The 15,661-nt window shown below is 57.9% G+C and carries 13 protein-coding genes and 2 tRNA genes; 3 read left to right on the top strand and 12 right to left on the bottom strand.

Annotation, left to right across the window (positions count from 1 at the left end):
* Nucleotides 1-23: 23 nt before the first annotated feature.
* The 3 genes from BLR20_RS18720 (at nt 24) to BLR20_RS18730 (ending at nt 4,483) form a co-directional block, all read left to right on the top strand.
* Nucleotides 24-1,040 (top strand): class I SAM-dependent rRNA methyltransferase, encoded by a 1,017-nt coding sequence (locus tag BLR20_RS18720; RefSeq protein ID WP_032615143.1) that lies wholly within the window; start codon nt 24-26, stop codon nt 1,038-1,040.
* Between the two features lie 123 nt (nt 1,041-1,163).
* Nucleotides 1,164-4,148 carry a DUF748 domain-containing protein gene (locus BLR20_RS18725; protein ID WP_054992577.1) on the top strand — a complete coding sequence of 995 codons (2,985 nt, stop codon included), beginning with the start codon at nt 1,164-1,166 and terminating at the stop codon, nt 4,146-4,148.
* A 5-nt stretch (nt 4,149-4,153) separates the two neighbouring features.
* Nucleotides 4,154-4,483, top strand: coding sequence for a DUF2845 domain-containing protein (locus tag BLR20_RS18730; protein WP_032615272.1), 330 nt, complete (start codon nt 4,154-4,156; stop codon nt 4,481-4,483).
* A 147-nt stretch (nt 4,484-4,630) separates the two neighbouring features.
* On the opposite strand, the gene BLR20_RS18735 is transcribed toward BLR20_RS18730, so the two are convergent.
* From BLR20_RS18735 to tpiA, 12 genes are all read right to left on the bottom strand, one after another.
* Nucleotides 4,631-4,984, bottom strand: coding sequence for a BON domain-containing protein (locus BLR20_RS18735; protein WP_002555119.1), 354 nt, complete (start codon nt 4,982-4,984; stop codon nt 4,631-4,633).
* Between the two features lie 289 nt (nt 4,985-5,273).
* On the bottom strand, nt 5,274-7,379 hold the full coding sequence (pnp, locus tag BLR20_RS18740) for a polyribonucleotide nucleotidyltransferase (RefSeq protein WP_010427759.1): 2,106 nt from the start codon (nt 7,377-7,379) through the stop codon (nt 5,274-5,276).
* 175 nt (nt 7,380-7,554) lie between these two features.
* Entirely contained in the window at nt 7,555-7,824 is a 270-nt protein-coding gene (gene rpsO, locus BLR20_RS18750) for a 30S ribosomal protein S15 (protein ID WP_002555121.1), read from the bottom strand.
* A 159-nt stretch (nt 7,825-7,983) separates the two neighbouring features.
* Nucleotides 7,984-8,901, bottom strand: a complete 918-nt coding sequence (truB, locus tag BLR20_RS18755; RefSeq protein ID WP_003400189.1) for a tRNA pseudouridine(55) synthase TruB — start codon at nt 8,899-8,901, stop codon at nt 7,984-7,986.
* 3 nt (nt 8,902-8,904) lie between these two features.
* Complete coding sequence (rbfA, locus tag BLR20_RS18760; protein ID WP_010427757.1) at nt 8,905-9,321, bottom strand: 30S ribosome-binding factor RbfA; 417 nt, start codon at nt 9,319-9,321, stop codon at nt 8,905-8,907.
* A gap of 159 nt (nt 9,322-9,480) precedes the next feature.
* Nucleotides 9,481-12,006: a translation initiation factor IF-2 gene (gene infB / locus BLR20_RS18765; RefSeq protein WP_010427755.1), complete on the bottom strand. Its 2,526-nt coding sequence runs from the start codon at nt 12,004-12,006 to the stop codon at nt 9,481-9,483.
* A 27-nt stretch (nt 12,007-12,033) separates the two neighbouring features.
* Nucleotides 12,034-13,515 (bottom strand): transcription termination factor NusA, encoded by a 1,482-nt coding sequence (nusA, locus tag BLR20_RS18770; RefSeq protein ID WP_003340582.1) that lies wholly within the window; start codon nt 13,513-13,515, stop codon nt 12,034-12,036.
* Nucleotides 13,516-13,574: 59 nt separating this feature from the next.
* Nucleotides 13,575-14,033, bottom strand: coding sequence for a ribosome maturation factor RimP (rimP, locus tag BLR20_RS18775; RefSeq protein WP_002555126.1), 459 nt, complete (start codon nt 14,031-14,033; stop codon nt 13,575-13,577).
* A gap of 130 nt (nt 14,034-14,163) precedes the next feature.
* Nucleotides 14,164-14,240, bottom strand: a tRNA-Met gene (locus BLR20_RS18780).
* A 95-nt stretch (nt 14,241-14,335) separates the two neighbouring features.
* Nucleotides 14,336-14,421: transfer RNA gene (locus tag BLR20_RS18785), tRNA-Leu, on the bottom strand.
* A gap of 46 nt (nt 14,422-14,467) precedes the next feature.
* Nucleotides 14,468-14,848 carry a preprotein translocase subunit SecG gene (secG, locus tag BLR20_RS18790; RefSeq protein ID WP_003313628.1) on the bottom strand — a complete coding sequence of 127 codons (381 nt, stop codon included), beginning with the start codon at nt 14,846-14,848 and terminating at the stop codon, nt 14,468-14,470.
* A gap of 4 nt (nt 14,849-14,852) precedes the next feature.
* Nucleotides 14,853-15,608, bottom strand: a complete 756-nt coding sequence (gene tpiA / locus BLR20_RS18795) for a triose-phosphate isomerase (protein WP_054992578.1) — start codon at nt 15,606-15,608, stop codon at nt 14,853-14,855.
* Between the last annotated feature and the right edge of the window lie 53 nt (nt 15,609-15,661).

Below are 15,661 nucleotides of genomic sequence, written 5' to 3' on the forward strand. Positions count from 1 at the left end.
TATTCCAGCCCGAGGCGCTCAGCATGTCTTCCTTGAATCAGGCGCTCAGCGTCGCCCTCGACAATCGCCAGGCGTTGCTCGACCAATTGCATGGACAGGGCACGGACTGCTATCGACTGTTTCACGGCAGCCAGGAAGGTGCCAGCGGGCTGACCATCGACCGCTACGGCCCGCAATTGCTGGTGCAGAGTTTCCATACCCGCCTGGATCGCGATGCCCTGCTGGCGCTGCATGAGCAGGTCAACACGCGCCTGGGTTTGGACACCCTGCTGGTCTATAACGATCGTTCGCAAGGCAACTCGCGCGTGGATCGTCACGATACCGTGTACAAGGCTGAAGAAGCGGCTCTGGCCGATCATGTCGGCCACGAATGGGGTCTCAATTACCGGGTCCGCGGCAGGCATGCAGGCCAGGACCCGCTGTTGTTTCTGGACCTGCGCAACACGCGCGGCTGGGTCAAGCAGCACAGCGCCGGCAAAAGCGTGCTGAACCTGTTCGCCTACACCTGCGGCGTCGGACTCAGTGCTGCGGCCGGTGGCGCAAGTGAAGTGTGCAATCTGGACTTCGCAGAGGGCAATCTGGCGGTGGGTCGCGAGAACGGTGCGCTCAATCCGCAACTGCCACCCATGCAATTCATCCAGTCGGACTACTTTCCGGCGATCCGCCAACTGGCCGGGCTGCCGATTGCCGCACGCCGCAGCCAGCAATTGCCCAGCTACGTGAAACTGCAACAGCGCCAATATGATCTGGTCCTGCTCGATCCGCCCGCCTGGGCCAAGAGCGCGTTCGGCACCGTTGATTTGCTGCGCGACTACCAAAGCCTGCTCAAACCTGCGCTGTTGACCACGGCAGACGATGGCGTGCTGATTTGTTGCAACAATCTGGCGAAAGTCAGCATGCAGGACTGGCGTGAGCAGGTACTGCGCTGTGCCACCAAGGCCGGGCGTCCGGTACGCGACTGTCAGGAGATGCGTCCCGCCGCAGACTTCCCGTCTCAGGATAATCAACCGCCGTTGAAAACGCTGATTCTGCAACTCTGATCCGGCGCCTGATATCGTAAAACGCAACCGGAATGTTCCTACAAGCCACGATGGCAGTGCCTTCGGAACCGAACAGGCATGCCATACTCCAAGGGCTTCCAAAAGAGAGAGACGCCGCTGCCCATGTCCAGAGGATTGAAACGCACACTTGGCTCCCTGCTGGCTGTGATCGCGCTCTACAGTTTGCTGGGGTTTTTCATTCTTCCCGGCGTCGCTCTGCGGATCGCGAACCAGCAACTGGCCAGTTACGCCACGGTGCCGGCAAAGCTCGAACGCCTGGAATTCAACCCCTACACGCTGGAGCTGACACTCTGGGGCCTGAATATCGGCACGCCGGGCAAGGAGCAGGTGGCGTTTGAAAAGCTTTATGCCAATCTGCAGATCAACAGCCTGTGGACACGGGCCCTGCATCTGCAACGCGTCGAGCTGATCAAACCGCGCACCGAGCTGCTGTTCGACAAACAGGGCAAGCTCAATCTGGCACAGCTGTTCAAGCTGCCTGCCAGCGAACCGACAAAGGACGAACCCGCCACCAAGCCGTTCCCGCTGCGTATCGACGAAATCAAACTGGCGGGCGGCTACGTGCACTTCCAGGACCTGCGCCCCAGCCAGCCCATCGAGTTTCTCTACGACGCGCTGGATTTCGAGCTCAAGAACCTCAGCACGCTGCCTGAAGACAATGCCGACATGACTCTGGTCGCGGCGGGGCCGGACGGTGGGCAGATCGACTGGGTCGGCCGTATCAGCCTGATCCCGATCACCTCCGAGGGCACGCTGAAAGTCACCGACAGCAAGATGAAGCTGTGGTGGCCTTACGTGCGTGATGCCTTGCCGCTGGCGCTCGAGGACGGCGTGCTGAATTTCAGCACGGCCTACACACTGAATCTGTCCAAGGAAACCGAGCTGAAGTTGACCAACGTGTCGGCCAGTGTCGCGCCTTTCGCGCTCAACGCTCCCGACGGTCGCCCACTGGTGCGCCTGCAACGCCTGGACGTCAGCGAAACATCGGTCGACCTGGCAAAACAGCTGGTTACTGTAGGCAAGATCCGCAGCCAGAAGCTGGAAACCTGGGCCGCGCGTGAAGCCGACGGGCAACTGGACTGGCAAAAACTGTTCGCCAGCCAACCGGGCAAGCCCGCAGCACCGCACACGCCAGCCGTGGACGAAAAAGCCGCCGAGCCTGCGCCGGCCACCGAGGCCTCAGCCAAAGCCGGCACTCAACCCGTGGCGCAGAGCAAACCCTGGCAGGTCCTGTTGCGTGATGTGCAGTTGCGCAACTACATGGTTCATCTGGCCGATCGCGTGCCTCAAGAGCCCGTCGCGCTGGACGTTGGCCCGCTGAATCTGGACATGCAGAATTTCGACAGCCTGAACAAGGCGCCCTTCACGCTCAAGCTGGATTCCGGACTGGGCAAGCAGGGCAATCTCACTGCAGCCGGCGACGTGAACCTCAACCCGGTCAGCGCACGGCTCAACGTGACGACCCGCGACATCGACCTGCGCCTGGCCCAGGCCTACATCAGCCCGTTCATTCGTCTCGAGCTGCGCAGCGGCATGCTCGGCAGCGATCTGGCGGTCGACCTGACAAGCACCGAGCCACTGGCGTTCAGCGTCACCGGTAAAGCGCAGGTCAATCAGTTGCACACACTGGATACGCTCAAACAGCGCGACTTCCTGAAGTGGCAGCAAGTGGCGCTGGAGGGGTTGGAATACCAGCACGGCAAGGGCCTCTCGATTGCCAAAGTGAATATGGATCAGCCCTACGCGCGCTTCATGATCAATGAAGACCGGACCACCAATATCGACGATCTATTGATACCGCAACCAGCCGACGCGGCTGCCGGCAAGACCGCCAACCAGCCAAAGGCAGCCAGAACTCAAGCCGCAAGCAAGAAGGAAAACCCGCTGGCGATCTACGTGGGTGAAGTGAATATCAAAGAGGGTTCGGCAAACTTTGCCGACATGACTCTGACCCCTAACTTCGCCACCGCCGTGCAGCAGCTCAACGGTCGTATCGGCACCATCGACAACCGCAAGCCTACCCCGGCACCCGTGAACATCGAGGGCAAGGTCGACCGCTATGCGCCGGTGACCATCAAGGGCAGCCTCAACCCGTTCGACCCGATGGCCGGTCTGGATATCACCACAAGCTTCAAGCGCGTCGAGCTGACCAACTTGACCCCCTACTCCGGCAAGTTCGCAGGCTTCCGGATCCGTAAGGGCAGGCTCAATCTCGACCTGCACTACCTGATCACCAAGGGCCAGCTCAAGGCCCAGAACAAGGTGCTGGTGGAGCAGCTGCAACTGGGTGAGCGGGTCGACAGTCCGGATGCACTGGACCTGCCTATTCGTCTGGCGGTCGCCTTGCTCAAGGATACCAAGGGGCGTATTTCCCTGGAGCTGCCCATCGAAGGCGACCTGAACAACCCGCAGTTCAGCGTCATGCCGATTGTCTGGCAGACCCTGCGCAACCTGGTGCTGCGTACAGCGCAAGCCCCGTTCAAGATGCTCGGCGGGCTGGTCGCCGGTGGAAGCTCCGAGGACCTCGGCAGCGTCAGCTTCGCGCCAGGCGCCAGTGACTTGTCGGCAGAGGCGCAAAATGCCCTGGACAAGCTCTCGGTAGCGCTCAAGGAGCGTCCGGACCTGAAACTGGAGATCGAGGGCACCAGCGCTGCCAGCAGTGACGGTCCATTGATCGCCCAGCAGAGGCTGGAACGCGAATACCAGTACACGTACTACAAGATCCTCCAGCGACGCGGCGACAAGGTTCCAGCCAGGGCCGGCTTGATACAGGTCCCGGAAGAGGAAAAAGCGCCCATGCTTGAAGGTATCTACAGGACACGTTTGAAACAGCAGCCGCCTGCTGAATGGGCCAGTCTGGGCAAGGAGCAACGTTCAGCCCAGATGCGTGCCGCTGTACTCAAGTTCTGGAGCAGCAATGAGCTGCTGCTGCGCGAACTGGGCCAGAGCAGAGCCAGCAGCATCAAGGATTACCTGGTGGACAAGGGTAAGCTCGAAGACGCTCGCGTGTACTTTGTCGACGCCCGCCTGGGCCAGGCCCAACCGGATGGTAAAGTCATCAGCCCCCTCCACCTCGACAGCGAGTGAAGCCTTTGGCACACACCCGAATCAAACTGCTGATCAACCTGACCCTCGCCGCCGTTGCAGGGTCAGTTGTCGCCTCGGCACATGCCACCTCAACCCTGCGTTGCGGCAGCCAGCTGGTCAGCACCGGTGACCGGGCGTTCGACGTCCAACAGAAGTGCGGAGAGCCGGTCAGCCAGGAAGTGCTCGGCACCAAGGAAACCTTCAATAACAATTATCGAAGGTCCGACGTCGTGAGGGTCGAGGAGTGGATATACGGTCCTGACAACGGCATGTATCAGTACCTGCGCTTCGAAGGCGGCCGTCTGGTAGGCATCGAAAGCAAACGCCGCAACTGATCCTGCCCACCTCCCCCTCCCTCATTTTTAGCCCCCAATAGAAAAGGCCCCGACTCTTCAGTCGGGGCCTTTAATGGCTACATCCTTGTAGCCTCGCATGAACCTTCCATCAATCAATGACTGCGGGTGTTCATGGGCAGTAGTCGATTACTCGGCTTTCAGGCCAGCAGCCGATACGTCTTTAACACCTTTGATTTTCTTGGTGATAGCGACGGCAGTGTTTTTCTGAGCTTCAGTAACTTTTACCATGGAGGACAGGGAAACCACGCCTTTGTTGGTCTCAACCTTGATGTCCGAACCTGGGATGCCTTTTTCAGTCAGCAGGTCGGCTTTGACTTTGGTGGTGATCCAGGTATCAGAAGTATCTTCTTTGACTTCTTGAGTAGTGGTGTTAGCGGCCAGAACCATTGGCGCTTGAGCCGAGGTCTGTGCGAAAGCAGCGTTGGCCATGGTCAGAGTCAGGGCAGTAGCGGTAGCAGCGGCAATAGCGAACTTCTTCATACGATAACTCCTGTTTTTCTCAAAATCTGCACCAGCGTGTGGTGGCAGGGTTAGCAGTTATATCGCAAGCGGTGTGCCAAATCCGGAGCAGTAGAAATACTCTTTAAAATCAATTAGTTATGTTTTTCCTTGTTTTGCCGAGTCGTGCAGATTGCCCGTTAGTGAAGACCCGGGCTTGCAAGATGCATGTTTGGGCCAAGCAGTTTGCACGCCCCCATTCGTAAACCCCTAATTGCGCTCATAAAAAAAGGACTCCGAAGAGTCCTTTTTCACATGTCGCTCAGATCAATCAGACGCCCGACGCTTTCGCTGCGGCTACGTCCTTGATCGACAGCTTGATACGGCCGCGGTTGTCGACGTCCAGTACCAGTACTTCGACTTCCTGACCTTCCTTGAGGATATCGGTCACCTTCTCTACGCGAGCATCGCTCAGCATCGAGATGTGAACCAGACCGTCCTTCCCCGGCAGGATGTTGACGAATGCGCCGAAGTCGACTATGCGCTCAACCTTGCCGACGTAGATCTTGCCGATTTCCGCTTCTGCGGTGATGCCCAGAACGCGCTGACGTGCTGCTTCAGCCGCTTCCTTGGATTCGCCGAAGATCTTGATCGAGCCGTCGTCTTCGATGTCGATCGAAGCCTTGGTCTCTTCGCAGATGGCACGGATGGTTGCGCCACCCTTGCCGATCACGTCACGGATCTTGTCGGTGTCGATCTTCATCGCGATCATGGTCGGCGCGTTGGCCGACAGCTCGTTACGCGACTGACCGATGATCTGGTTCATCTGACCGAGGATGTTCAGGCGAGCTTCCAGGGCCTGGCCCAGGGCGATCTCCATGATTTCTTCGGTAATGCCCTTGATCTTGATGTCCATCTGCAGCGCGGTAACACCTTTGGAGGTACCGGCTACCTTGAAGTCCATGTCGCCCAGGTGGTCTTCGTCACCCAGGATGTCGGTCAGAATGGCGAACTTCTCGCCTTCCTTGACCAGGCCCATGGCGATACCGGCAACCGGCGCCTTCATCGGCACGCCAGCGTCCATCAGAGCCAGGGAAGCGCCGCAGACCGAAGCCATGGAGCTGGAGCCGTTGGACTCGGTGATTTCCGACACGACACGGATGGTGTAAGGGAACACGTCAGCGCCTGGCAGCATGGCCTGGACGCTGCGACGAGCCAGACGGCCGTGACCGATTTCACGACGACCTGCGCCGCCCATGCGACCACACTCGCCCACCGAGAACGGAGGGAAGTTGTAGTGCAGCATGAAGGGGTCTTTTTTCTCGCCTTCGAGGGTGTCGAGCAGCTGTGCGTCACGCGCAGTACCCAGTGTGGCAACGACCAGCGCCTGAGTTTCGCCACGGGTGAACAGTGCCGAACCGTGAGTCTTCGGCAGAACGCCCACTTCGATGTTCAGAGGACGAACTGTACGAGTGTCGCGACCATCGATACGCGGCTTGCCGTTAACGATGTTTTCGCGAACGGTGCGGTATTCGATTTCGCCGAAAGCGGCTTTGACTTCGCTGGCAGACGGGCTGCCTTCTTCCACAGCCAGTTTGGCAACGATCTGATCTTTCAGCTCGCCCAGACGTGCATAACGGTCGGCTTTGACAGTGATGGTGTAAGCCTGGGAGATCGCGTCGCCGAACTCGGAGCGGATAGCGCCCAGCAGTTCAGTCGCTTCAGGCTTCGGCTGCCAGGCCCAGGTAGGCTTGGCGGCTTCGGCAGCCAGTTCCTTGATGGCGTTGATCACGACCTGGAACTCGTCATGCGCGAACAGTACAGCGCCCAACATCTGGTCTTCGGTCAGCTCTTTGGCTTCCGATTCAACCATCAGTACGGCTTCGGAAGTACCGGCAACGACCATGTCCAGGCTCGAAGCCTGCAGCTGCTCGTAAGTCGGGTTCAACAGGTAGCCGGTGCTTTCGTGGAAAGCAACGCGCGCAGCACCGACCGGACCGTCAAACGGGATACCGGAGATAGCCAGGGCAGCCGAAGTACCGATCATCGCAGCGATGTCCGGATCGATTTTCTTGCTGGTGGAGACGACGGTGCAGACAACCTGCACTTCGTTCATGAAGCCTTCTGGAAACAACGGGCGGATCGGACGGTCGATCAGGCGCGAAGTCAGGGTTTCTTTCTCGGAAGGACGGCCTTCACGCTTGAAGAAACCACCAGGGATCTTGCCGGCAGCGTAGGTTTTTTCCTGATAGTGCACGGACAGAGGGAAGAAGCCTTTGCCAGCGTCAGCCTGTTTGGCGCCGACCACAGTCACGAGTACGCTGACGTCGTCGTCAACGGTGACCAATACTGCACCAGAGGCTTGACGGGCGATACGGCCTGTCTCGAGGGTTACGGTCGATTGACCGAACTGAAACTTTTTGATTACCGGGTTCACGGTTTCCTACCTTTCTTTGTGGCTCTTGGGGAACTGGTTTCTTGCGAATTCTTGGGCAGTGTGGGGAATCGGCCCCTTCCACAGCCCAGATAAAACTTGAGGCTGGGAGCCTGCCAGAGCCACCGGGAAAACCCGACGGATCGTGACAGACAACCAACCTCTAGCAACGTCGTTATTAGCGACGCAGACCCAGACGACCGATCAGGGCGCTGTAACGGCTAACGTCCTTACCTTTCAGGTAATCCAGCAGCTTGCGACGCTGGTTTACCATACGGATCAGACCACGACGCGAGTGGTGGTCCTTACCGTTGGCCTTGAAGTGGCCTTGCAGTTTGTTGATGTTGGCGGTCAGCAGTGCAACTTGCACTTCTGGCGAACCAGTGTCACCAACAGCTTGCTGGTAGTCGGTTACGATCTGAGCTTTTTCTTCAACGCTGAGTGCCATGTGGGCAATCCTTTTGTGCAAGGAAGCGCTTCCGGAGAAACGTTTCCAACAGGCCGAGGACAGATCCTCGTATTAAAAAATGAGGTATGACCGTGCCTGTTGACAGCCATCCTCGTTCCACCCCATTCACCGGCAAGCCGGCGGATGGAGTGGTTTCGGTCACTCTGACCGAATCAAGCGACGCGGCGCAATGCGCCCGTCTTCGGCGACTTCACCGATACCGATGAAGCGACCTTCGTGATCCTGCACGCGAACCATACCGAATTTCGGTGCGTCCGGCGCGCGCACTGGCTGACCATGCAACCAGTAGAACGAACTGTGTTCCGAAAACTTCAACAGCGGCCAGTCCAGCAGACCGCTGTCCGATGGCATCAGGAAACGGTCAACCGCTTCATTGCCGCCGTCGGCATGCACCTGCTCGAGCTCTTCCAGCGTCACTGTCTGAGCCAGCGTGAAAGGCCCGGCCTGGGTACGACGCAGCTCTGCGACGTAAGCACCACAACCAAGCTTCTCACCGATATCCTCGACCAGCGTGCGGATATAGGTGCCCTTGCTGCAATCGACGGACAGACGTGCTGTGTCACCTTCGCAAGCAAGTAATTCCAGGCGCGCAATAGTAACAGAACGGGGCTCTCGCTCCACTACTTCCCCTGCACGTGCCAGCTTGTAAAGTGGCTGACCATCACGTTTGAGGGCCGAGTACATGGGAGGTATCTGACTGATTTGTCCGCGAAAATGCGGCAGAGCCGCTTCGATATCGTCGCGACCAACGGTCACCGGACGCGTGAGCAAAACCTCGCCTTCAGAGTCGGCAGTGGTAGTGGTCTTGCCCAGTTGCGCCAGGGTCTCGTAGGACTTGTCCGAATCGAGCAGGTACTGAGAGAACTTGGTCGCTTCACCAAAACACAACGGCAGAACGCCCGTTGCCAGAGGATCAAGGCTGCCGGTGTGCCCGGCTTTCTCGGCATTGAGCAGCCAGCGAACCTTTTGCAGAGCGGCGTTGGAAGTGAAACCCAGTGGCTTGTCGAGCAGGATGATCCCGCTGACATTGCGGCGTATACGCTTGACCTGAGCCACTCTTTATTCCTCGGTACTTTCAGGCTTTGCATCCGGCGATGCAGGGCCTTCCTGATGCTGACCGTCTTCTGCCACGGCACGCTCGATCAGTGCCGAAAGATGCGCGCCACGCACGACGCTTTCGTCATAGTGGAAATGCAGTTGAGGCACGCTGCGCAGCTTCATCTCGCGGGCCAGCTGCATACGCAGGAAACCTGCGGCGGAGTTGAGCACCTTGATGGTCTGCGCGATTTCTTCCGCGCTGTCCTGGCCCATGACGGTCATGAAAATCTTCGCATGACCCACGTCACGGCTGACGTCTACGGCGGTGATGGTGACCAGACCCACGCGTGGGTCCTTGATTTCGCGACGGATCAGCTGCGCCAGTTCGCGCTGCATCTGATCGCCGATACGTTGGGTACGGCTGTATTCTTTTGCCATGCTTGTTACCTGTTACTGATCCGGGACCAAACCCTGACAGTCTGAAAGCGGCAAACGCCCGGCCTGACAATTGCCAGACCGGGCGTTGCGTTTAGAGCCCATGGGGAAAGCAGAGCATTTGCATGCGAGGCTCCCACCATGACTCCTGAAGCTCGCAATTTAGAGGCTGCGAGCCACTTGGACCTTCTCGAAGACTTCGATCTTGTCACCGACCTTGACGTCGTTGTAGCTCTTGACGCCGATACCGCATTCCATGCCTGCACGTACTTCGGCAGCGTCGTCCTTGAAGCGGCGCAGGGATTCCAGCTCGCCTTCAAAGATAACGATGTCTTCGCGCAGAACACGAATCGGACGGTTACGGTAGACAGTGCCTTCCAGAACCATACACCCTGCGATCGCGCCGAATTTCGGCGAACGGAACACATCGCGGACTTCGGCGATACCCAGGATATTCTCCCGGACGTCGCTGCCAAGCATGCCGGTAAGGGCCTTCTTGACGTCTTCGATGATGTCGTAGATCACGTTGTAGTAACGCATATCCAGACCTTCCTGCTCGACGATCTTGCGCGCGCCGGCATCGGCACGCACGTTGAAGCCGAACAGTACAGCGTTGGAGGCCAGTGCCAGGTTGGCGTCGCTTTCGGTGATACCACCGACACCGCCACCGACCACGCGCACTTGCACTTCGTCGTTACCCAAACCGTTCAAGGCGCCGTTCAACGCTTCGAGGGAACCGCGTACGTCAGATTTGAGGACGATGTTGAGCGTCTTCTTCTCTGCCTGACCCATGTTCTCGAAGATGTTTTCCAGCTTGCCAGCGTGAGCACGGGCCAGTTTGACTTCGCGGAACTTGCCTTGACGGAACAGAGCCACTTCACGGGCTTTCTTCTCGTCCGACAGTACGCTCATCTCGTCGCCAGCGTCCGGTGTACCGTCCAGGCCGAGGATCTCGACAGGGATGGAAGGACCTGCTTCTTTGACCGGCTTGCCGTTCTCGTCGAGCATGGCGCGGATGCGGCCGAAGTTCGAACCGACCAGAACCATGTCGCCCTGACGCAGCGTACCGTCCTGAACCAGAACAGTAGCGACCGGACCACGGCCCTTGTCCAGACGGGACTCGACAACAACACCACGACCAGGGGCCGACGGGGTTGCCTTGAGTTCCAGGACTTCGGCCTGCAGCAGAACAGCTTCCAGCAATTCGTCGACGCCAGTACCCATCTTCGCGGAGACCGAAACGAAAGGCGTATCACCGCCCCACTCTTCGGACGTCACGCCATGGACCGACAGCTCGCTGCGGATACGATCGAGGTCAGCACCAGGCTTGTCGATCTTGTTCACCGCAACCACCAACGGAACGCCAGCCGCAACAGCATGCTGAACAGCTTCGATGGTCTGAGGCATCACGCCGTCGTCAGCCGCTACAACCAGAATCACGATATCCGTTGCCTTGGCACCGCGAGCACGCATGGCGGTAAACGCGGCGTGACCAGGGGTGTCGAGGAACGTGACCATGCCGCGTTCGGTTTCAACGTGGTAGGCACCGATGTGCTGGGTGATGCCGCCGGCTTCGCCAGCTGCAACCTTGGCACGACGGATGTAGTCGAGCAGCGAGGTCTTACCGTGGTCGACGTGGCCCATTACGGTCACAACCGGTGCACGGGAGAACGACTCACCTTCGAACTTCAGCGATTCGGCGAGGGAATCTTCCAGGGCGTTGTCGCTGACCAGCGTGACCTTGTGGCCCAGCTCTTCGGCGATCAACTGGGCAGTTTCCTGATCCAGTACCTGGTTGATGGTCACCGGGGTGCCCATCTTGAACATGAACTTGATGACTTCAGCAGCCTTGACCGACATCTGTGCCGACAATTCGCCGACAGTGATGGTCTCGCCAATGGCAACGTCGCGGATAACCGGGCCTGTAGGGCTCTGGAAACCATGCGCGTTACGCTTCTTCAGCTTGCCCTTGCCACGACCACCACGACGGAAGCTGTCGCTTTCTTCGTCGGTAGTGCGAGGAGCAACGCGAGGGGCCGGAGCCTTCTCCTTGACCGAAGCGCGATGCGGAGCGTTTTTACGCTCCCCGTCGCCGCCACGGGCGTTGCGGTCGTCAGCACGAGGCTTGTCAGGGCGACGCTGTTCGTCACGCTTGCGAGCATCGGCAGAAGGCGCTGCGCTGGCCGGTGCCGGAGCAGCGGCTGGCGATGCTTCACGCACAGGCTCGGCGGCAGCAACAGGCTCGGCCGGAGCCGAAGCTGGCTGGCTTGCAGCAGGCTGATTGCGCGCATCTTCTTCAGCGCGACGCTTGGCTTCTTCTTCAGCCTTTTGACGAGCGGCGTTTTCTACCGCACGGCGCTCATCCATCTCGCGCTTGCGCTCGGCTTCGATCTCTTCCGGGCTACGCTGCACAAAGACTTTCTTCTTGCGCACTTCAACGCTGATGCTCTTGCTGCCAGCAACGCGCAGGGTGCTGGTGGTCTTGCGCTGCAAGGTAATCTTGCGAGGCTCTTCCACCTTGGCCTTGTGACCGCTTTTCAGGTGCGTCAACAAGGCTTGTTTTTCGTTATCGGTCACAACTTGCTCGGCGGCGGTGTGCGGCAGACCTGCCTCACGCATCTGCTGTAACAGGCGCTCTACCGGTGTGTCGACCACTTTGGCCAGTTCTTTCACCGTGACTTGCGTCATGCACTTCTCTCCTCAGGCCGCGCCCAATTACTCGAACCAGTGGGCTCGGGCGGCCATGATCAACTTGCCGGCACGATCATCGTCAATGCCGTCGATGTCGAGCAGGTCATCTATAGACTGCTCGGCCAGGTCTTCGCGGGTAATTACGCCGCGCACCGCCAGTTCCATCGCCAAATCCTTGTCCATACCCTCAAGCGAGAGCAGGTCTTCGGCCGGATGGGCGTCTGCCAGCTTTTCCTCTGTAGCGATGGCTTTAGTCAACAAACGATCCTTGGCACGAGCGCGAAGCTCGTTGACGATGTCTTCGTCAAAGCCGTCGATGTTGAGCATTTCTTCCAACGGTACGTAGGCAATCTCTTCCAGGCTGGTGAAGCCTTCATCAACCAGCACCTGTGCCAATTCTTCATCGACTTCGAGTTCTTCGATGAAGTTGCGCAGGATGTCACCGGTTTCAGCTTGCTGCTTGGCCTGGATGTCCGATTCGGTCATTACGTTCAGGGTCCAGCCAGTCAACTGACTTGCCAGACGCACGTTCTGACCGCCACGACCAATAGCCTGGGCCAGGTTGTCCGCTCCCACTGCGATATCCATTGCATGCGCGTCTTCATCTACGATGATTGCCGCTACTTCTGCAGGGGACATTGCATTGATCACGAACTGCGCCGGGTTATCGTCCCAAAGAACGATATCCACACGCTCGCCACCCAGCTCGCCGGAAACAGCCTGAACTCGCGAACCGCGCATGCCGATACAGGCACCTTGCGGATCGATTCGTTTATCCTTGGAGCGAACAGCGATTTTCGCACGAGAACCCGGGTCACGGGAGGCAGCCATCACCTCGATGAGACCTTCGGCAATTTCCGGCACTTCAATGCGGAAAAGCTCGATCAGCATCTCTGGCGCAGTACGCGACAGGATCAGCTGAGGGCCACGGTTTTCGGTGCGAATTTCCTTCAGCAGAGCACGGACGCGAACACCGACCCGGAAAGTTTCCCGGGAAATGATGTCTTCACGAGCCAGCAAGGCTTCGGCATTGTTACCCAGGTCAACGATGACATTGTCACGTGTAACCTTTTTAACAGTACCAGAAATGATTTCACCCAGACGCTCGCGGTAGGCATCGACTACCTGAGCACGCTCGGCTTCGCGAACTTTCTGCACAATGACTTGCTTGGCGGTCTGCGCAGCGATACGACCGAATTCGATGGAATCGATTTTTTCTTCGATCAGGTCGCCGGCAACAGCACCCGGCTTTTTCGCCTGGGCCTGATCCACAGCCAATTCGTAAGCAGGATCGTCCAGATCTTCGTCTTCGACAACTGTCCAGCGACGGAAAGTCTCGTAGTTGCCTGTCTGGCGATTGATCTCTACACGCAGTTCTACTTCATCTTCAAAACGCTTCTTGGTAGCAGTGGCAAGAGCCAGCTCCAGTGCTTCAAAAATGACACTTGCCGGAACGCCCTTTTCATTGGACACCGACTCAACAACCAGCAGTACTTCTTTGCTCATCGTACGCCTCGCCTTTCGCAAGCCATTGGATCCGCGGGATCCGCAGTAACCGGCACGTCTCAGTCAAACGTGGGAATAATGTTGGCCTTGTCGATCATGTCGATCGGCAACAGGAATTCATGGTCTTCAACCTGCACCACGACATCCTGCTCCTCCACCCCGCGGAGAAGGCCTTGAAAGTTGCGTCGACCTTCGAAAGGTGAACGCAGCTTTATTTTCACTTGTTCCCCGGCGTACGAAGCAAACTGCTCAATAGTGAACAGCGGGCGCTCCATGCCAGGAGAAGATACTTCGAGGGTGTACTCGGTGCTGATTGGATCTTCTACGTCCAATACACCGCTGATCTGGCGACTGACGATTGCACAGTCGTCGACCAGAACACCCCCTTCCTTGTCGATATAAATGCGCAGCACCGAATGCTTGCCCTGGGAACTAAAATCGATTCCCCAGCATTGGTAGCCAAGGGCCACGACCACTGGGGCCAACAAGTCCTGCAACTGTTCTAGCTTGCTCGACACCTGAACCCCCTCGTGCATGCTTTAGAAATAAAAAAATGGGCAAAAGCCCATCCCTGAAAACGCCGCTGAACATCGACGTCATGTACTGTCCAGCTAACAAAAAGCCCCTTAAAAGGGGCTCCGCTAAAACTGGTTGCGGGGGCTGGATTTGAACCAACGACCTTCGGGTTATGAGCCCGACGAGCTACCAAACTGCTCCACCCCGCGACAAAGCTGGGGCGGAAGTATACGACCGATCCATTGCTGGGTCAATCCAACATCCACCTACAAGAAAGCCCGCTAGTGCGGGCTCTCCTGTTAATTGGTACCGAGAAGGGGACTCGAACCCCTACACCCTATGGGCACAACCACCTCAAGGTTGCGTGTCTACCAATTCCACCACCTCGGCATTACAACTCTTTTTGGCGACCTCACGAACATCGCCGAATTCTGTATTACTTCTTCTCTGGGGCTTGAGGTACGTCAGCTGGAACAGCGGCTGGCTTTTGCCCTTCGAGAACCGGTACATCATCTGCTGCCGGCTTTTGCTTCACTTCCAGCACTGCTGGGTCTGGCAAACCTACTTGAGTCAGCTGTTGAGCTTTCTCTTTAGCAAAGTAACCTAACCCCAAGCTGGTTATGAAAAAACATGCCGCAAGTATAGCAGTAAACTTACTGAGAAAGGTAGAGGTTCCTTGACCTCCGAAGACAGTATTTGATGCACCTGCTCCGAACGACGCACCTGCGTCGGCACCTTTACCCTGCTGCAGCAATACCAGAGCGACAACGCCCAGAGCGCCCAACAGGTGAAAAACGATTACGACTGTTTCCAGCATTTTTTCAGTTTCCCGCGGCGCGACAGATCGCACCGAACTCATCTGCATTCAGGGAAGCTCCACCAATGAGCCCCCCATCGATATCCGGCATGCTGAAGAGCTCGACCGCATTGGCCGCCTTCACGCTGCCGCCATAGAGAAGTCGCACGCCTTGTGCGACTTCGGCATTCTCTTTTGCCAGTTGCGCACGGATTGCTGCATGCACTTCCTGGGCTTCCTGAGGCGAAGCTGTCAATCCGGTGCCAATAGCCCAGACCGGCTCGTAGGCGATGACAGCGCTGACCAGTGCATTGACGCCAAACTCGGCGATGACACTGTCCAGCTGACGCCCTACCACTTCAAGCGTTTGCCCCGCCTTGCGCTCTTCCAGCGTTTCACCGATGCAAAGCACAGGTGTCAGACCTTTCGCCTGAATCGCCGCAAACTTCTTGTTCAGAACATCATCCTGTTCGCCAATCAACTGACGACGCTCGGAGTGCCCGACAAGTACCAGCTTGCAACCTGCATCAGCCAGCTGACTCGATGCGACTTCACCCGTCAGCGCGCCCTGCTCAGCCTGAATGGCTGCATCCTGCGCACCGACGATGATCGACGTCGCCTTGAGCCCGTCGATCACCTGAAAGGTGAACAGACTGGCAGGCATTACGGCGATGTCGACGCTGCCTGGCAACGACTGCGAGCACAAACCCTCGATCAGCTCAGCGACGCTGGCGCGGGTACCGTGCATTTTCCAGTTACCAGCTACCATTGGGCGACGCATGCTACACCTCGTGGGTCAAAGTGGGCGCAGATGTTACCCAACAGTTCCGACAC

This window comes from Pseudomonas congelans (genome assembly GCF_900103225.1).
Lineage (GTDB): Bacteria > Pseudomonadota > Gammaproteobacteria > Pseudomonadales > Pseudomonadaceae > Aquipseudomonas > Aquipseudomonas congelans.